Origin of the sequence: Streptomyces sp. URMC 129, from assembly GCF_051386415.1 — a bacterium.
Taxonomy (GTDB): domain Bacteria; phylum Actinomycetota; class Actinomycetes; order Streptomycetales; family Streptomycetaceae; genus Streptomyces.
In genome coordinates this window covers 1-16,941 of sequence record NZ_JBPQTQ010000134.1, presented here as the reverse complement: position 1 = coordinate 16,941, position 16,941 = coordinate 1, and the positions used below count along the sequence as shown (strand labels likewise).

The 16,941-nt window shown below is 69.4% G+C and carries 17 protein-coding genes and 1 pseudogene; 8 read left to right on the top strand and 10 right to left on the bottom strand.

Annotation, left to right across the window (positions count from 1 at the left end):
* The 4 genes and pseudogenes from ACSNOC_RS23275 to ACSNOC_RS23260 form a co-directional block, all read left to right on the top strand.
* Nucleotides 1-284: pseudogene (locus tag ACSNOC_RS23275) on the top strand (hypothetical protein); the annotation flags it as partial.
* A 9-nt stretch (nucleotides 285-293) separates the two neighbouring features.
* A complete protein-coding gene (locus ACSNOC_RS23270; RefSeq protein WP_436749505.1) occupies nucleotides 294-1,064 on the top strand; it encodes a DUF4239 domain-containing protein in 771 nt (256 codons plus the stop codon).
* 39 nt (nucleotides 1,065-1,103) lie between these two features.
* A complete protein-coding gene (locus ACSNOC_RS23265) occupies nucleotides 1,104-2,558 on the top strand; it encodes an acyl-CoA synthetase (protein ID WP_436749504.1) in 1,455 nt (484 codons plus the stop codon).
* A gap of 41 nt (nucleotides 2,559-2,599) precedes the next feature.
* Nucleotides 2,600-3,886 (top strand): carboxyl transferase domain-containing protein, encoded by a 1,287-nt coding sequence (locus tag ACSNOC_RS23260; protein ID WP_436749507.1) that lies wholly within the window; start codon nucleotides 2,600-2,602, stop codon nucleotides 3,884-3,886.
* Nucleotides 3,887-3,888: 2 nt separating this feature from the next.
* Here the strand turns inward: ACSNOC_RS23260 and ACSNOC_RS23255 are convergent, their stop codons facing one another.
* The 5 genes from ACSNOC_RS23255 to ACSNOC_RS23235 all read right to left on the bottom strand — a co-directional run bounded on the left by ACSNOC_RS23255 (nucleotide 3,889) and on the right by ACSNOC_RS23235 (nucleotide 8,166).
* Nucleotides 3,889-4,944 (bottom strand): MsnO8 family LLM class oxidoreductase, encoded by a 1,056-nt coding sequence (locus ACSNOC_RS23255; protein WP_436749506.1) that lies wholly within the window; start codon nucleotides 4,942-4,944, stop codon nucleotides 3,889-3,891.
* Between the two features lie 105 nt (nucleotides 4,945-5,049).
* Nucleotides 5,050-5,748, bottom strand: a complete 699-nt coding sequence (locus ACSNOC_RS23250; RefSeq protein WP_436749503.1) for a response regulator transcription factor — start codon at nucleotides 5,746-5,748, stop codon at nucleotides 5,050-5,052.
* Between the two features lie 166 nt (nucleotides 5,749-5,914).
* Entirely contained in the window at nucleotides 5,915-6,730 is an 816-nt protein-coding gene (locus ACSNOC_RS23245) for a GNAT family N-acetyltransferase (protein WP_436749502.1), read from the bottom strand.
* A gap of 144 nt (nucleotides 6,731-6,874) precedes the next feature.
* Nucleotides 6,875-7,039 carry a hypothetical protein gene (locus ACSNOC_RS23240; protein WP_436749501.1) on the bottom strand — a complete coding sequence of 55 codons (165 nt, stop codon included), beginning with the start codon at nucleotides 7,037-7,039 and terminating at the stop codon, nucleotides 6,875-6,877.
* The gene (locus ACSNOC_RS23235; protein WP_436749500.1) at nucleotides 7,036-8,166 is read right to left on the bottom strand and encodes a radical SAM protein; all 1,131 of its coding nucleotides are present in this window, start codon (nucleotides 8,164-8,166) and stop codon (nucleotides 7,036-7,038) included. Before ACSNOC_RS23235 ends, ACSNOC_RS23240 begins: the two co-directional genes overlap by 4 nt.
* 1,233 nt (nucleotides 8,167-9,399) lie before the next feature.
* Here ACSNOC_RS23235 and ACSNOC_RS23230 point away from each other — a divergent pair.
* Both ACSNOC_RS23230 and ACSNOC_RS23225 read left to right on the top strand, forming a co-directional pair.
* Complete coding sequence (locus ACSNOC_RS23230) at nucleotides 9,400-10,224, top strand: helix-turn-helix domain-containing protein (RefSeq protein WP_436749499.1); 825 nt, start codon at nucleotides 9,400-9,402, stop codon at nucleotides 10,222-10,224.
* Complete coding sequence (locus ACSNOC_RS23225; RefSeq protein ID WP_436749498.1) at nucleotides 10,221-10,445, top strand: DUF397 domain-containing protein; 225 nt, start codon at nucleotides 10,221-10,223, stop codon at nucleotides 10,443-10,445. The genes ACSNOC_RS23230 and ACSNOC_RS23225 overlap by 4 nt, the downstream gene beginning before the upstream one ends.
* A 396-nt stretch (nucleotides 10,446-10,841) precedes the next feature.
* On the opposite strand, the gene ACSNOC_RS23220 is transcribed toward ACSNOC_RS23225, so the two are convergent.
* The 5 genes from ACSNOC_RS23220 to ACSNOC_RS23200 form a co-directional block, all read right to left on the bottom strand.
* Nucleotides 10,842-11,204, bottom strand: a complete 363-nt coding sequence (locus tag ACSNOC_RS23220; RefSeq protein ID WP_436749497.1) for a hypothetical protein — start codon at nucleotides 11,202-11,204, stop codon at nucleotides 10,842-10,844.
* Between the two features lie 126 nt (nucleotides 11,205-11,330).
* A complete protein-coding gene (locus ACSNOC_RS23215) occupies nucleotides 11,331-12,197 on the bottom strand; it encodes a hypothetical protein (RefSeq protein WP_436749496.1) in 867 nt (288 codons plus the stop codon).
* An 82-nt stretch (nucleotides 12,198-12,279) separates the two neighbouring features.
* Nucleotides 12,280-12,708, bottom strand: a complete 429-nt coding sequence (locus ACSNOC_RS23210; RefSeq protein WP_436749495.1) for a hypothetical protein — start codon at nucleotides 12,706-12,708, stop codon at nucleotides 12,280-12,282.
* Between the two features lie 319 nt (nucleotides 12,709-13,027).
* Entirely contained in the window at nucleotides 13,028-14,659 is a 1,632-nt protein-coding gene (locus ACSNOC_RS23205) for a recombinase family protein (RefSeq protein WP_436749494.1), read from the bottom strand.
* A 136-nt stretch (nucleotides 14,660-14,795) separates the two neighbouring features.
* Nucleotides 14,796-15,944 carry a sensor histidine kinase gene (locus tag ACSNOC_RS23200; protein ID WP_436749493.1) on the bottom strand — a complete coding sequence of 383 codons (1,149 nt, stop codon included), beginning with the start codon at nucleotides 15,942-15,944 and terminating at the stop codon, nucleotides 14,796-14,798.
* Between the two features lie 124 nt (nucleotides 15,945-16,068).
* Between ACSNOC_RS23200 and ACSNOC_RS23195 the strand changes: the two genes are divergently transcribed.
* Together ACSNOC_RS23195 and ACSNOC_RS23190 are read left to right on the top strand one after the other, a co-directional pair.
* The gene (locus tag ACSNOC_RS23195) at nucleotides 16,069-16,272 is read left to right on the top strand and encodes a hypothetical protein (protein ID WP_436749492.1); all 204 of its coding nucleotides are present in this window, start codon (nucleotides 16,069-16,071) and stop codon (nucleotides 16,270-16,272) included.
* A gap of 24 nt (nucleotides 16,273-16,296) precedes the next feature.
* A partial coding sequence (locus ACSNOC_RS23190; RefSeq protein ID WP_436749491.1) for a lipase maturation factor family protein occupies nucleotides 16,297-16,941 on the top strand: 645 nt, incomplete at its 3' end.

Below are 16,941 nucleotides of genomic sequence, written 5' to 3'. Positions count from 1 at the left end.
CCCCTGCCCCGACGCCGGAGCCCTCGGCACCCACGCCTGCCCCCTCGCCCGAGCCCGAGTCCTCGGCGCCCGCCACCCCGGCGCCCGAGCCGTCCGCGGCGCCGTCCCCCTCGGCGTCGCCGTCCGAGCCGCCCGCCGCCGTGCGGCTGCCGGCGGACAGCGACCCGCCCGATCCCGGCGGCTCGCTGGTCGGCCGCACGCTGCTGATCGTCGCCCCCGCCGTGCTCGCGGCCGCCGCGCTGCGCCCCCGTTCCCGTCCCGGCTCCCGCTCGGGGACCCGCTAGGAGGTTCCGGTGTCCGAATGGCTTGTGCTGACCTTCGCCGTGCTGGTGACCTGCGCGGTCGTGGTGCTCGCCGCGGTGCTGCGGCAGCGCCGGGTGGGCGAGGACGACGACCCGTCCGAAACACCCGACGTCATCGAGTACATGACGATGATGATCGGCGTGGTGTACGCCATCGTCCTGGGACTGGCCATCGCGGGCGTCTGGGAAGCCCAGGGCGCCGCGGCCGAGTGGGTGCGGCGCGAGGCGCAGGCGCTGCACGAGATGGATGAGCGGGCCGCGGTCTTCCCGGCGGAGACACGGGACGCCATACGGGCCGACATCGCCGCCTACGTCGCCCACACGGTGGGCGAGGAGTGGTCGCACATGGTGGACCACGGCGAACTGACGGAGCGCGGCGACGAGTTGCTCGCCCAGCTCCGTACCACCGTCCTGGCCCCCGAGCCGGAGACCGTGCGCGAGACGCAGGCGTACCAGGGGCTGGCCGACCAGGTGGCCGTCGTGGACGAGGCGCGCGCCGGGCGCGGCGACAGCGCGCAGCCCACCATGCCCGGCGTGGTGTGGGCCGGGCTGATCGCGGGGGCCGCGGTGACGATCGGCATGGTCTTCATGCTGCAGATCCAGCGCTCGGGCCGGGAGCTGGCCCTGGCCGGGCTGTTCAGCGCGCTGATCACGTTCCTGCTGTTCCTGATCTGGTACTTCGACAGCCCGTTCGCGCACGTCCTGGGCGATTCAAGCGAGGCGTACATGTCATTCTTCCCACAGTCCGGGGACGGTGACTGACCCCGCCGGGCGGGCGACCCAGGCTCTAGCATGAGGCAGATGAGCCCTCTGTTCCCGGCCCTGGGCAGCGCGTCCTCCCGGCCCGCGCTGCGCTTCGGCGGTCAGATACTCGGCTACGGCGAGCTGCGCGGCGCGGCCGGCGCCCTGGCGCGGCGGCTCACCGGCCACCGGCGGGTCGCCGTGTGGGCCACGCCGGAGCCGGAGACGGCCGTCGCGGTGGTGGCGGCGCTGCTCGCCGGGGTGCCCGCCGTGCCGGTCAACCCCAGGATCGGGGCCCGCGAGCTGGCGCACATCGTCGGGGACAGCGCGCCCACCCTGGTGCTGGCGCCGCGCGGCACGGTCCTGCCCGACGCGCTGGCGGCCCTGGACCGTCTCGACGTCGACGCCCGGCCGCCCGGGGACACCGGGGACACCGGGGACGCACCCGGCGAGGAGCCCGACGACGAGGAGCGGGCGGCGCTCATCGTCTACACCTCGGGCACGACGGGTCCGCCCAAGGGCGTCGTGCTCTCCCGCCGCGCCATCGCCCGCACCCTGGACGCGCTGGCCGACGCCTGGGCGTGGACGGACCGGGACGTGGTGGTCCACGGACTGCCGCTGTTCCACGTGCACGGCCTGGTGCTGGGCGTGCTCGGCCCGCTGCGGCGCGGCGGCACCGTGCACCACCTGGGCCGTTTCTCCCCGGAGGGCGTGGCCGACGCCCTGGCCGGGGACGGCACCGTCCTCTTCGGCGTCCCGACGATGTATCACCGGCTGGCCGAGGCCGCGGGCGGCGACCCGCGGCTCGCGGCGGCGCTCGCCGGAGCCCGGCTGCTGGTGTCCGGCTCCGCGCCGCTGCCGCTGCCCGACCACGAGCGGATCCTGGCCGCGACCGGCCGCCGCGTGATCGAGCGGTACGGCATGACGGAGACCATGATGAACACCAGCGTGCGCGCCGACATGCCGCCCGCGACCGGCACGGTCGGGGTGCCGCTGCCGGGCGTCGAGGTACGGCTGGTCGACGACGCCGGGGAGCCGCTGACCGCCGACGACGGCGAGACGGTGGGCGAGATCCAGGTCCGCGGGCCGAACCTGTTCACCGAGTACCTCAACCGTCCCGACGCCACCGCCGAGGCGTTCGACGGCGACTGGTTCCGCACGGGCGACATGGCGACCCGGGACGCGGCCGGCTGTTACCGGATCGTGGGGCGGAAGTCGACCGACCTCATCAAGAGCGGCGGCTACAAGATCGGCGCCGGCGAGATCGAGAACGCGCTGCTGGGCCACCCCGGCGTCGCGGAGGCCGCCGTGACCGCCGCGCCCGACCCGGACCTGGGCGAGCGCGTCGTCGCCTGGATCGTGCCGCGCGACGCCGCGAGCCCGCCGTCCGCGCAGGAGCTCACCGACCACGTCGCGGGCCAGCTCGCCGCGCACAAACGTCCGCGCGAGGTCCGTTTCCTGACGGCCCTCCCGCGCAACGACATGGGCAAGATCCTCAAGCGGGAGCTGGTGTGACGGCCCCGGCCGCGTCCGGCTGGGCGGGCCCGGCGCGGGACATGATCGCCTGGGTGGCCGGGAAGTTCACCGAGCTGCCCGGCCGGGACGCGGGCGCCGCCACCGACGGGCCGATCGGCTGGGCCGGGTACGCCGACAGCAGGGCGCGGGCCAGGAAGCGGACCGGCGAGTCGGAGTCGGTGGTCTGCGGCGTCGCGGACATCGGCGGCACGGAGGCGGTGGTCATCGCGTTCGAGTTCGGCTTCCTCGGCGGGTCGATCGGCCAGGGCACCGGCGAGCGCATAGAGAACGCGTTCATCACCGCCCGGGACCTGTCGCTGCCGGTGGTCTCGCTGATCGCCAGCGGCGGCAGCCGGATGCAGGAGGGCATGCACGCCCTGACCCAGCTTCAGCGGATAGCCCGGCAGATGGTGCGGCTGCGGGCGGCCGGCCTGCCGCACGTCGCGGTGCTGGCGGGGCCGGTGACCGGCGGCGGCTGGGCGACGCTGGGCGCGGGCGCCGACGTCCGCGTGTCGCTGCCCGGGGTCCAGGTCGGGTTCGCCGGCTCCCGGGTCAGGCCGGACGGCGTCGACCCGTATCCCTACACGGCCGAGGGGCAGCTCGACGTCGGGCAGGTGGACCGGATCGTGCCGTCCGCCGAGGTGCCGGAGGTGGTGGCGCGCTGGCTGGCGCTGCTGACCGCCCCCGCGCCGGGCCCGGTCCCGCCGCCGCGGGCCCTGCGCACGGTACCGCTGCCGGACACCGGCTGGCAGGCCGTCGAGCAGGCCAGGGCCGCGGACCGGCCGCGCGCCGAGGCGTATCTGGAGTCGTACTTCACCGTCCGCGAGCCGCTGGCCAGCACGGACCCGGGCATCCTGTGCGGGTTCGGGCTGCGGGAGGGCCGCAGCGTGGGCTACGTCGCGCAGCTCGGCACGGCGACCAGCCCGGCCGGGTTCCGGGCGGCCACGCGGCTGATCCGGCTGGCGGACCGGCTGGCGATCCCGGTGCTGACGCTGGTGGACACGCCGGGCGCGGCCAACGACGAGGAGGCCGAGCGGGACGGCGTGGGCGCGGCGATCGCGGAGACGATCACCGCCGTGGCCGCCTGCCGGACGCCCGTCACCACGCTGCTGGTCGGGGAGGGCGGCTCCGGCGGCGCCGTGGCGCTCACCTCCGTCGGGCACACCTGGGTGACGGCGGACAGCTACTACTCGGTGATCGTGCCGGAGAAGGCCGTCTCGATACTGAAACGCGGCCCGGGCGAGGTGCGGGAGACGGCCGAGCAACTCCGGCTCCGGCCGCAGGACCTGGTCGAGCTGGGCATCGCGCGCGGCGTCGTGTCCCGGTGACGTCACCGGCCCCGGGCGGCCGGGGCCGGGGCGGCGCGGGCGCCGCCGGGGAGTCCGGCGATGCGGGCCAGCCGGCGGTAGGAGTCGAGCCGGCCGGCGTCGCCGTGCGCGGTGAGCGTCAGGAGGATCTCGTCGGCGCCGGTGCGTTCGGCCAGGCGGGCGAGACGCGCGGCCGTCTCCGCCTCGCCGCCGTACACGTGGCCGCTCCGGGCCTCGGCGAACAAGCGCCGCTCGCGTGCGGTCATCGGCCGCGCCAGGATCTCCTCCGGCGGTTCGAGCGGCGAGAAGACGCCCCGGGTGCGGGACCAGGCGGTGGCCCACGCCTCCGGGACCTGGAGGAGGGCGGCCTCCTCGGCGGTCTCCGCGACCGCCGCGTTGACCGCGAGCACCACGTAGGGCCGCTCGTTCCGCGCCGAGGGCCGGAACGCGGCACGGTATCCGTCGATCGCCGCCGGCATCCGGTCCTCGTCGCTCAGATGCGCCATCACCAGCGGCAGCCCGTGTGCGGCGGCGATCGCGCCGCCCGCCCCGACGGCAAGGACGAACGCGGGCACCCGCAGGCCCCGCGCGGGCACGGCGGCGACCCGGCCCTCGCCCTCGCCGTCGTCGTCGTCGTCGAAGTAGTGGAGCAGCTCGGCCACCTGTGCACCGAAACGGTCCGCCGCGTCCTTCCCCGCGCCCAGGGCCTCCCCGACCGCGCCGGTGAAACCCACCGAGCGGCCCAGCCCCATGTCGATACGGCCCGGGAAGAGCGACTCCAGCACGCCGAACTGCTCGGCGACGACCAGCGGCCGGTGGTTGGGCAGCATCACCCCGCCCGTGCCGACCCGGATGCGAGTGGTGGCCGAGGCCACGGCGGCGGCCAGCACGGTCGGCGCCGCGCCGGCCACGCCGGGCACACCGCGGTGCTCCGCCAGCCAGAACCTGCCGTAGCCGAGCGCCTCGACCTCCCGCGCGAAGCGGACCGTCTGCCGCAGGGCGTCGGCGGGCGACTGGCCGCGCCGGATCAGCGCCCGGTCGAGGACCGACCACCGCACCGAGCGCAGCCGTGCCGCCACGCCGGTGCCGAGGCGGGTGCCGTCGCCGTCGCCGTTCGGGCTGTTCCCGCTGTCGTTGCTCTCCACATCCGGGTTCAACACCGGCGGGCGCCCGGGATTCCCCGGTCATTCCCCGGCGGCCAGCCCGGCGTCGTAGGCGAGGAGGGCGATCTGCACCCGGTTGGTGAGGCCCAGCTTGGTGAGGATGCGCGAGACATGCGTCTTCACCGTCGGCAGGCTCATGTAGAGACCGGCGGCGATCTCGGCGTTCGACTTGCCCTGGCCGATGGCGACGGCGACCTCCCGTTCCCGCTCGCTGAGGGCGTCGAGCCGGCGCCGGGCGGCCCGCGCGTCCCGGGCGCCGCGCGTCGCGCCGGTGACGTGGTCGATGAGCCGCTGGGTGACGGCCGGTGACAGCACCGGGTCGCCCGCCGCCACGCGCCGGACGGCCTCGACGATCTCGCCCGGCGGGGTGTCCTTCAGCACGAACCCGGCGGCCCCGGCGCGCAGCGCCCGCAGCACGTGGTCGTCGGCGTTGAAGGTGGTCAGCATCACCACCTCGGGCGGCCGGTCGAGGCCGCGCAGCCGCTCGGTGGCGGTGAGGCCGTCCATGCCGGGCATGCGGATGTCCATCAGCACCACGTCGGGGGCGAGCCGCTGCACCAGCGGCACCACCTCGGCGCCGTCGGCGGCCTCCCCGGCGACCTCGATGTCGGCGGCGGCGCCGAGCATGAGACGCAGCCCGGACCGGACCAGCGGATCGTCGTCGGCGAGGAGGACTCTTACACATCTTACGTTGGGGTCCCCGGGGCGCGTCGCGGTCATGGCCCTCAGGGTAGGCGTGCGCCCATGCGGAAGCCCCGTCCGTGCGCTACGGGGGCAGCGCACGGACGGGGCGTCTCGGGCGGTCGGCGTGCGAGTGCGTGACTGAAGTGTCCGGCCTGCGGGCAGGCTGGCACACGGCTGTCCGGCCGACTGTTCGGGGTGTCGGCTAGACGTTTTCCGAGTACACAAAGCCCAGTGACTTGAGCCCTTCGGATTGGCACAGTCGGTCCGATGCCCCGCCAACTTCGGTTTGCAGCAGTTGGTAAGCCGCCCCATGCACTTTCCCCCAGTGCATCGCGGCGCGCCAGAGCAGCCGCCCGAGCCCCTTCCCCCGGTGTTCGGGAAGGACTCCGAAGTATTGCGGCATGAGTTGGGGGGCGCCGATGGCATCCGGTCGGATTTCCATGGGCCCGATAGCGGCCACCGCCTTGCCCCTCTCGGTGGCTACGAGGACCGGGCCCACGCTGCCCGCCCGCATACGGTCGTAGAGGAACGCGAACCCGTCCGCTGCCATCTCCCGCGCGAATTCCGCGAAGCTATGCCGGACGCCGGGAGGCCACTCGGTGAACGGCTTCACAGGTCCGTCAGGGACGGGGCAGGGTTCGGTGCAGTCTTTCAACTGAATTCGGACTCCGCGTCCGGGGATGGCTTCGGGGCCAAGGAAGCCCACGATACGGGCTTTGGCCACGTTGTGGACCGAGCTGATTTTCTGGGCAAGCTCGGTAGCCATCAGGAAGCTTTCCGGGCGGGCGCTGTACACGTGGACCTTGACCACTCCGCGACCACGGCGGGAGATCGTGGGAATCAGGGTCTCCCCCAGAGAATGAATGATCTCGTCAACGAGAATGTGTTCTTCCTTGGTCGCGGACCAGCGCGCGTCTTTGTCGTAGACGAGAAATCGGCGGCTGGACGCGACCATAAGTGTGTGCGTGAACAGGTCATCGGTGAATACCGAAGGGTGCACGGGGCCGAGGGTCGGCACGAAGGGAACGGTTACCACCGGTCGAAGCCAGTCCCAACGGAGTCGCATGGCCCGCAGACTACTCGGCTCCCACATGCCACGGACCCCGACGCCGGAACGCCGGGGCCCGTGGCTGGTCAGGGCGCGGTCAGTGAGGGGTTGGCGTCAGTGGGGGTTGTCGTCCCCGGCGGCGCACGAGCAGGCGATGCCGCTCATAAGATCGTCCATGTCGGACTCGATAACGACGCTCGGCGTCGCCACGAGCGTTTCGGAGAGTTCCGGGCGCGTCTTCGGTGGGCCCGGAAGAATGGTCACGGGAACAGCGCTCATGCGGTTGTTGCCTCCTTCTTGGGTTGCCCGTGTTGGCAGTAGTTACGGAGTGGTGCCTTCGCCTCCTGGAACTGCTTTGCCAGCGGACGGCACACGAGACAGGAGCCGGACAACTGGCAACCGGTGCAGCCCCCGGTGCGAAGCATCAATTTGTCAGCCACGCCGGGAAGTCGGCGCAGCCCTTCAATTCCCTCGGCCATGAGGTCGATCTGATCGTCTCGACCGACTTTACAGATACTGACCTTGGCGTGTGGGTCGGCGTGGAAGAACGTGTGACCGGCATTGCAGCCCTGGAAAGGGGACCGATCGCGGAGATGCCCGCTGGACTGGGCCAACAGGGATTCCGGGCCGCCGTAGATGGTCGGCGTCATGTTGGTGTAGACGTGATGGATCAGTCCCCACTCTTCTGCCATGGCGACCATGGCGTTAACCTCATGGGCACTGTCTTCCGTCACGACGATGTTCAAGCGGACAGGTAGTCCTGCCTCGCGCGCTGCGGCCATACCGCGCTGGAAATTGTTCCAGGCTCCGCGCCGTTGGGTCAGGCCGTCAAAGCTGGCCTCCGTCGCCCCGTAGACACTGACGACAATGCGGTATGCCGGATACTGCTCGAACATGGCGAGAAGCGAGGATTCCCACAGGCGAGATGCGTTGGTCGAAACCGTAAGCATCATTCCGAGAGAGGCGGCGTACCGGTAGGCATCCTGGAAATGCCGGTCGATCGTCGGTTCGCCGCCGGTGATTTGGAGCCAGAGGACCCCGGAATCTCGCATAATGTCGAGTAGCTTCACCTTCTGCTCCCAGGGGAGTCCAGCGAACTCCTTGAGTCCCAGATAGCAATGCTTGCACGCGAAGTTGCAGCCGAGATTGATTTCCCAGCTCGCCCGCCCGAATCCGTATTCGGACGGTTCGCGGACGAGCAAGGCACGGCTGGCAGGCTCCTGTCCGAGATCGAGCCCCCACGCATTATCGGCGGCGTTGACAAGCCATGCAGGGCACGGGGATTCGGTGCCGGACAGCGAGCGAAGTTCGCTGTAGTGACTTTCTGGCAAGCGGATTCCTGCCGCGTTGCCGGGGCGGACGGCTAGGAATCCGTCAAGGAATGGGCTAACGATTACCTTGCGCATTGCTCACCTCCTTCTTTAAGCCTTGTTCTGGAGAGTTGCGGACCGCTGACCTACGGTCGGCCGTTTCGGAATGACCCTCGGCTTGCAGGGCGTGGCACAGACGAACAACTTGAACTCCGACACGTGCGGACCCCAGCGGCGTTCTATGACCCCCAGTTCGCGCCACGAGTCGTAGAGGTCACGTCCGCACCGGGCGCAAGCGATGCCGCCCTGTTGCCTCGGGCTCAAGTCCCCGTATTCGGGGAGGTGTTCCGCCTCGGCCTTGGTGGTCATCGTTCCGCCTCCTTCCCTTCCGGGGACGGCGCGGGGTCGTCCCGATAGACCTGGACCCGGGTTGTTCGACGGACCGTTATCCGCTCCCCGGTGGTGAACCGAAGACGGACGCTGGTGGCATGGTCGGTCGTCGTCTCGTTGACCCGGTACCAACGCCGGTCGATTACGACCACATCGCCGGGGCAAACCCCCTCGGCGGTTGTCTGCTTGATCACCCGATCACCCGGGCCAGGTAGATCTGGCGATCGCAGCTCGTGCAGTACGTGCCGCCGTCCTTGCGCTTCTCCAACTCGGGGTGCGTGCAGTCGCTCACGGCCGGCGCCCCCTGCCCGGGGTCGGCGGCGTCCTGTCGGCCCCGGCGAGCGCCTGCACCAGCTTGAAGGCGTCACCAACGCTCAACGCGCTTATCACGACGCTGCGTTGAATGCCCACCGTGCCGACCTGGACGGCGGCTCCGACTCCAAGACGCGCGAAGATGTCGCGGAGGCCGTCTCGGACCTCGGTTGCGTCGCCCGGGTGTTCCCCCTGCTGTCCCTGCCCTCCGGCCCCCCCGGCAGGCTGAGACGAGGCGGTCACCGCTCCGTCTCCGTTTCCAGGTGGCCGAAGAGTTCCGGTCGGGCAAACACCGCCGCCCGGGGGCACGCCCGGGTCACCGATCGGGCGGTACGCTCCTTCATGTTGACGCTCCTATCCAGCGTCGGCCACGCCCCCGGACGTTCGCAGCGTTGCGGGGGTTCTCTGTGTGTGGCCTGCGCTCTCGTGGGGTAACCCGCCCCCTGCCGGGCTTAAGGGAACCGAGGTGGTGCCCGATACCGGTGCGTCCAACAGGGGGCGAGCGTCTGGCGCCGGTCCCCAACGGACCGGCCGCTTACCAGCATTACCGGCCGAAGGCAGCCAGTACACGCCTGGGCTGGTACCAAACCCCCGCAGTGAACAGCGAGTTGGAGGTAGATTCGAGCGATGGAACTCAACGACGCTGAGGGAAAGGTAACGCCACGCGGGATGCTGGGGAAGACGCTCAACCGCTTACGAACTGACGCGAAGCTGTCGCTCCGTGCACTCGCTGATCAAGTAGGTTATCCGCATTCATACATCAGCAGGGTAGAGCATGGGGAACAGCTACCATCGGAACCTTTCGCAGACGCGCTTGATTCTCATTTCGGCACCGGAGATCTCTTCTCGGATCTCTTGGAAATGGCGCAAGACTCGCTCATTGCCGACTACAGCCGGGCTGTGGTGAGCAAAGAGAAGGATGCTATCCGTATCCGAGTATTCACCAGCAGCATCATTCCCGGCCTACTCCAGACCGAGGACTACGCACGCGAGCTATTCCGGTCGGGCCGGATCAGCGAATCGGAGGATGAGCTTCATTCACGAGCTGCTGCCCGAATGAAACGCAAGCGCATTTTCGAGGCGGCCGAACCTCCACTTTATTGGGCAATCATGGATGAAGCAGCACTAAGGCGCCCCACCCCGGACAACGCATGCATGGCCGCGCAGATTGAACATCTGACGCAAGTTGTAGAGAAACCCAACATCACGGTTCAAGTGCTTCCGTTTGAACAGGGGCTTCACTCCATGCTGGGCGGAAGCCTCACCCTACTGTCTCTGAAAAACGGCACAGAGGTCGGCCTAGTCGAGAGCTTCAAGACGGGTCACCCAGTAGAATCACCGAAGAGGGTCGTTGAGCTGGTCCAGCTATTTGAAATGGCATGCTCAAAGGCGCTCTCTGAACCTGAATCCCTCGAAGTGATTCGTGGCTACCTGAAAGAGTACGGCAAATGATATTGAACCGTCTCCCTGACGCTTCCGCTCTTACCTCATGGCGAAAGTCGAGCTACAGCGGTTCAGAGAATCAAGACTGCATCGAGGTCGCCGACGGAATTCCTGGGGTTCTGCCTGTGCGCGACAGCAAGATTCCGCAAGGCCCGGCGCTGGTTTTCTCAGCACGGGGCTGGTCGGGCTTCCTCTCGGCTCTCAAAAGTGGCGAGTTCGACGCCACTTAATTAGATTGCATAGAGTAACCAGGAACCTAAAGGCCCCGCCCGGCGCCAGTCACGGCGCGGGGCGGGGCTTTCGCTTATCCTGTTCCGAGGTGCTTGCGGCGGGCCGCGATGGGGACCGGTGCCGTGCCGAATTCGTCGGCTATCCACTGGAAATCCGGAGCATGTGCGGGTAGCAGGCGTGAGCGGGTTTCCCAGTCTCGGGGTATTCCAGCAGCGTCCGCCCAAGCGTGCTTATCGTGGCAGTGTGCGAAGAATACCGCCATGCCCGCGCTGAGTGTGTCCCCCGGACGTTCGGTAAGGCTCTGTTCTACTACGTCGCGATAGTCGGCCATTCTGAGATTCCGGTAACGCTCCGGGATTTCCTCAGCATTGGTGAGCGTCCGCCGCTTCTTCTGTCTAGCCATGACGCGCCGCCCAGCGTGCGGCGGCGGCCTTCCGGGCCCGGTTGGTCGTGGTCACCGGCCGGGCCTCGTATTCGCCCTCTGGAATGCCCAAGGCGCCCAGCAGACGCACGAGCGTGAGCCGCTGCTGCCGCAGCTCCCCCACAATGGGCGAGACGCGCAGTTGCCCTTTCGAGCCTTCCGAAAGCGGACCGTGTTTCTCCAAGGCGGCGGACAGCGCGTCCACCACATCCTGAGTCCGCGCGGCCTCTTTCAACAGCGCACGTTCATCCGGGCGCAATTCCAGATCCCGAGTGATTGACTCCCAGAGCGCGCGCCCTCCCGGGCCGAGCGATTCCGGGGCATCATCGCTCGCCAATTCGGACACCTCCTTCGGCGACAGGAAAACAGACCTCTAAGCAGTGCATCGGTTCTGAGCTGCTATACGCTTGCGGTCCGGAAGGTCGCCCTTCGGGGGTCATACCCCACCCCTTTGTGCGCGGTTTCACTGCTCGCGAATGAGCCCGTGAACGGAGGGACGCAGCTTGCGTGCTGTTTCTGGTTTCATGCTGGCAGGCACGATGAATGACGAGATCACCTCACCTGCCGACCGTTCGCGAAGTTCGATCGCCTGCAATTCCAAGTAGGCATCGCTCGACGGATGGTCGCGGGACATTCGCTCGCGTTCCCACATCGGCGGATTGGCGGTCAATTCTGCATCACTCATCGCGGCCCACCGTCCGGATTCCACCGGATCAACGGTGTTGACCGCCCGCCGCAATGCGTCCCAACCCCGTTGCGTCTCTTCCCTGAACCTCTGGAAGTCTCGTCCAGTCGGCGAGTAGACATTCTTGTTGAGCTGCCGGGTCACCATACCGAGACGCCAGATCGTGATTCGCCAGGACGAATACGCGTTCTCTGCGGCAATGAATTTCTGCCGGGCCCTTTCCTGCGCTCCCTCGAATTCAGCGAGAAGCGCAGCGCGCCATTCCCGCAGCATCTCGGGATCTTTGGCAAGAGTGCGGTAGGCATAGCGGGCCTGGTCCGCGACGGATATTGCGGCCTCGATCTCGTACGCCTTGTCCAGTCGCATGGTGTCGTAATCGACCGGCTTGAACGGCTTGGGTTTCGGGCCGCCCCGCGCGTGCTCCAGATGCGCCCGGCGCTGGTCCTCACGCTGGCGCGCTGCCTTCGCGCGGAGTTCGGTGAACTCGTCTTCGAGTTCCTGGACGCGTTCTAGTGCTTCCTGCCACGTTTCCCACGCGTCGTGCGCGGATTGGGGCGCCGATTCGTCGTGCCATTGTTCATCGGTGCCGTTGGCGAGATAGACCATGCGCCCCACGCGCTGATCAAGGTCGTCATAGTCAGTCAATGGGCCTCCTTCACTGCGAAGCGCGAAGCTCCCCGCGCTCGTACGGTCCTCACCGGGGATGGGAGCGCAACGGGTTCCCGGACTATCGTTGCGCGGCCTCAGCGGCTTTTCTGTGCCGGTACGCTGCTGTCTTGCAGCGGTTCGAGCAGTAGCGGCGCGGTCGGCCACGGCCCGACCATCCGGCAGGCTCGCCGCAGTTCTCGCACACCGCGTTCTGCCGTGCTTGTGCGGCTTCTTCGGCAGCCTCTTCCAAGTCGTCCTGTGCGGCTTTGCAGTCGGCTTCCGCCTCGTCCCAGTAGTCGCAGAACTTCTTTCCCGGGCGGGTGACTTCAAAGAGTTCCCCGCACAGCGGGCACGTCTTCCATTCCCGCTCTTTCCGCCCCGGAATCTTCCGCGCACGGTAGGCGGCCTGCCGGCATCGAGCGGAACAATAGCGCTCCTGCCGCTCGTTCAGCGGGCCGCCGCACTGCTCGCAGCGCTCCGCCCAGTTCTCCCGCTCGTAGTACCCCACGTGCCCACTCCCCGGCCTGTGACGAATTCGGTGACGTGTTGACGGTGTTCGGGGCGACCCCACACCGGGGCAGGACAGCAGATAGCAGGGCTTCTTGTTGTTGTACGTGGATAGGAACAAGTGTCATTCGTCATCGAAATAAGTAACAGCCCTGGTCAGCAAGCCACCAGGCGATGACGATTTCCCCGCGCCGCCGCAGCCCTCCGTGCCCCTCGCCGCAGCGGGGAGCGCGGCGGCTCCCTGAGCGCCCCCCAGACAGGCGAACGGCCCGCCCCCGGACCAACTCCCGGAGACGGGCCGCGAACGGCTCAGGCGCGCGTCAGGCCGCCATCGCCAAAGCTTCCTGGCCCGCGCTGCCGTCAGACTCGGCGGGCTCGGCGGGCTCGGCCCACTCGATCGTCACGCGGGCGTCCCCGTCGAACTTCACCCCCTGCGCGCGAGCCTTGACGATCGTCACGCGGTTGATCGCCAACCGCAGCAGGTCACGCTTCATCGGCAAGTCCGCCGCCTCCCACGCGGCTATCAACTCCTCACGGTCCAGGCTGGCGAACGGCAGGCTCAACGGACCATCGGGGGTATAGCGCGCCACTGCTTCCCGCGCGGATTCCACAGCCGAAGTAGCGTCTTTCAGCATCGGCCCGAAATACCGCGCGGCAGGCCCGTCATAGACGCCCGCCTGGCGGTCGTCCAGGAGCCGCTTAAGGTCCGCCTCAGCAGCCCGCAGCACCGCACGCGCGGCCTGCTCCTCCTCGGTCTCCTCCGGCTTCACACGAGCCGCCCAGCGCTCCGAGACAGCCAACACGATCGGGTCGTCAAGCTCCGATGCTGAAAGCCGCGCAAGCCACTTGGTAAAGACGTACTCTTCCAACCGGTGATCGCGCGCACCCGCCCGCGCTGGGCACGTCCGCGCCCCGATAACAGCCGCGCACTGATACGACCGCCCCTGATGCGGCATCGAATGCCCACACCCGGCGCACCGGGTCAGCCCGGTCAGCAGATGCTTGGGGCTGGTGTCCCGCTTCGGTGTGCAGGGCTTGAGCGTGCGCGTTGCAATCAGCCCTTGCAGAGTGGCAAGCGCCCGGCGCTGCATGTCCTCAGTCACCAGCGCAATAGGCTTGCCGTTCTTCCCGATCAGCTTGACGCGCTGCCCCTTCTCGTTGCGATAAACGGGGCGCCTGCCCTTGTCCCGCACCATCTGCCAGCCCACATACGCCGGGTGACGCAGCATCCCCGAAACGTAGGTGTAGCTCCAGCCCTTCCCGCCCGGCCCGGGAACCCCGGCCCCATCGAGCCACCGCACGATATCCCGGGTCGATGCCCCCTCTTCCGCGACCCTGCGGAATATCTCCCGCACCACCTCAGCGCGGGACATGAACCCCTCGGCGGCCGGAGTGTCATCCGGGTACAGATAGCGGTCCCGCGTGACCTTGAAGCCCCACGGCGGACGCCCGGCAACCCACAAACCCTTGTCGCGCTGCTCGGCCTTCGTGTCACACACCCGCTGTGACAACTGCTCCGAGTATTCCCGCGCTTCCTCGGCCCGGTTGATAATCCAGCGGCGGTCCCGCGACTCGTTCGAGTCAAGGCCGTCCATATCGAAGATGACCCGCGCCTTGCCGATCACCTTCAACAGGTCTTCCGCACCCTTGCGGCTGAACCGGTCGATCGCGTACGCCCACAGGGCGGGAACCTCCGCCTGGGCCAGCGCCCTCAACGCCCGGTCGAAATCCGAACGCTTCACGTCCTTGAAAGCGCTCTGAATGTCCTTCCACACCTTCCGGACGGCATACCCGTTCCGGTGCGCCCAACGGTGCCCCTGCTCCCGCTGCGCATCGGTGCTCTGTTCCCTGCGGTGGTCGTCCTTCTTCAGCCGCTTCGACTTGCGCGTGTACAGGTCGATGGCGTTCGGCTCCACCTGGCCGCAGATCGTGCAAGCGTGCTCGCTCGGCATGACGTGATCACGTCCCCGGTCGTCGGTGATCCCCCTCACCACGCCGGGAGCGCAACGGCTTCCAGACCGGAAACCCGCAGGTCACGCCCTACGTGTGCAAGGGTTCACTCCTCCTCGACGAGGAGCACGCGGATGGTCATGCGGGCCACGGTAGCCAGGCGCGCAGCAGGAAGTCGCCCCCGGTCCGGCCGTGTTCGAGGCTGCCCCCGGCGAGGGAGACCCGCTCCGCGAGGCCGGTCAGCCCCTGCCCGGCACCGGGGATGCGCTCGCCGGGACGGGCGCCGGGACGGTTGCGGATCTCGACGGTCAGCCCCCGGCCCGGCGCGCCGCCGACCGTCACCCGGGCCTCGGCGCCGGGCGCGTGCTTGCGGGCGTTGGTCAGGCCCTCCTGCACGACCCGGTAGGCGGTGCGTCCGGTGGCGGCCGGGACGTCGGCGGCCGACCCGATCCGCTGGTCGAGCAGCACGGGCGCGCCCGCCCGGCGGGACTCCTCGGCCAGCCGCGCCAGGTCCGCGAGGGTGGGCTGCGGGCGGTCGCCCTCGGGTCCGGGCGGGGTGCCGGGGCCGCCGGGACCGGCGCGCAGCACGCCGATGACGTCGCGCAGTTCCTCCAGTGCCAGGTGCGCGCTGGCCCGGATCACTCCGGCGGCGCGCCGTATCTCCTCCGGCGGGGCGTCGGGGTGGTACTCCAGCGCGCCCGCGTGGATGCTCAGCAGCGACAGGCGGTGGGCCAGGACGTCGTGCATCTCGCGGGCGATGGCCTCGCGGGTGCTGCGCTGGGCCTGCTCGTAGAGGGAGGCCAGCAGCCGCCGCCGGTAGCGGACGGTCAGGCCCCAGCCGATCACGGCGGAGAGCACCACGGTCTCGAACAGCACGGCGGCGGCGTCGGAGACGCGCGACTCGGGCCGGGCGGCGAGCGAGAGGGGCATCAGCGCCGCCACCAGGCCGGCGAGGAGGACGACCGTCCGGGGGCGGCAGTGCACGGCGACGGTGAAGAAGGAGACGACGGCGGGCCCGGCCATGAAGTGCGAGGGGACGCCGACGACGAGGACGGCCAGCGCCAGCGGGACCGGCCGGCTCCGGCGCCACCACAGCGCGCCGCACGCCAAGCCCGCCACGACCTGGTCGGCGATCAGCGCCCCGGCCGAGTCGTGGGTCTCGCCGACCAGGACGCCGGAGGTGAGAACGCTGAACCCGGCGGCCAGCACGATGAGGGTGATGTCGACGATCACGTCCCGCCTGCCGCGGCCGGGAACCGGGCGGGGCGGGGGGAGGAGGCGGCCCATGCCCGGAATCTACTGCCGCCCGTCCGGGTGACGCGCCGGCTGACGGCGGGGACGCTACCGAAGTCGCACCGGCCGATACCTTCGGCCGACGCCCGGCCGGGCGGGGCGTTCCTAGCCTGTGATCATGAAGAAGATCCTGGAGGCCGTGGGCGTGCTGCTGATCCTGCAGGGCGCGGGGAGCGTCGTGCACCACTTCGCGGAGTGGTTCGAGCCGTGGACGGTGGTGCACCGGATCGGTTTCCTGGACGGGTACGAGGTGTTCGCCGGGGTGGTGCTGGCCGTGGTGGGGCTCGCGGTGTGCGCGGCGTCGGAGAAAGTCGCCGCCTGACCGGCGCGGTGGTACGGATGGGACATGGACTGGATCGCCCATCCCGACGCCTGGCTGAGCCGCCTGGTCCTGCAACGGGGACTGGCGGTGGTGTATCTGGTGGCGTTCCTCTCGGCCGTCCGCGAGTTCCGGGTCCTGGCCGGGGAGCGGGGCCTGACGCCCGCGCCCGCGTATCTGCGGGTCGTGTCGTTCCGCCGGGCCCCCAGCCTGTTCCACCTGCGCTACTCCGACCGTCTGTTCGTCGCGGTGGCCTGGCTGGGGGCGGCCCTGGCGGCGGCGGTGGCGGCGGGCGCGGCCGACGCGGTGCCGCTGTGGGGCTCGATGGCGCTGTGGACCGTGCTGTGGCTGCTGTACCTGTCCATCGTCAACATCGGGCAGGTCTGGTACGCCTTCGGCTGGGAGTCACTGCTGCTGGAGGCCGGGTTCCTGGCGATCTTCCTGGGCAACGACGACATCGCCCCGCCGACGGTCGGCCTCTACCTGATGGTCTGGCTCGTCTTCCGGGTCGAACTGGGCGCCGGGCTGATCAAGTGGCGCGGCGACCCGTGCTGGCGGAAGCTGACCTGTCTGGACTACCACCACGAGACACAGCCGATGCCGGGCCCGCTGAGCTGGTTCTTCCACCACCTGCCGCGCCCCCTGCACCGGGTGGAGACGGCGGCGAACCAC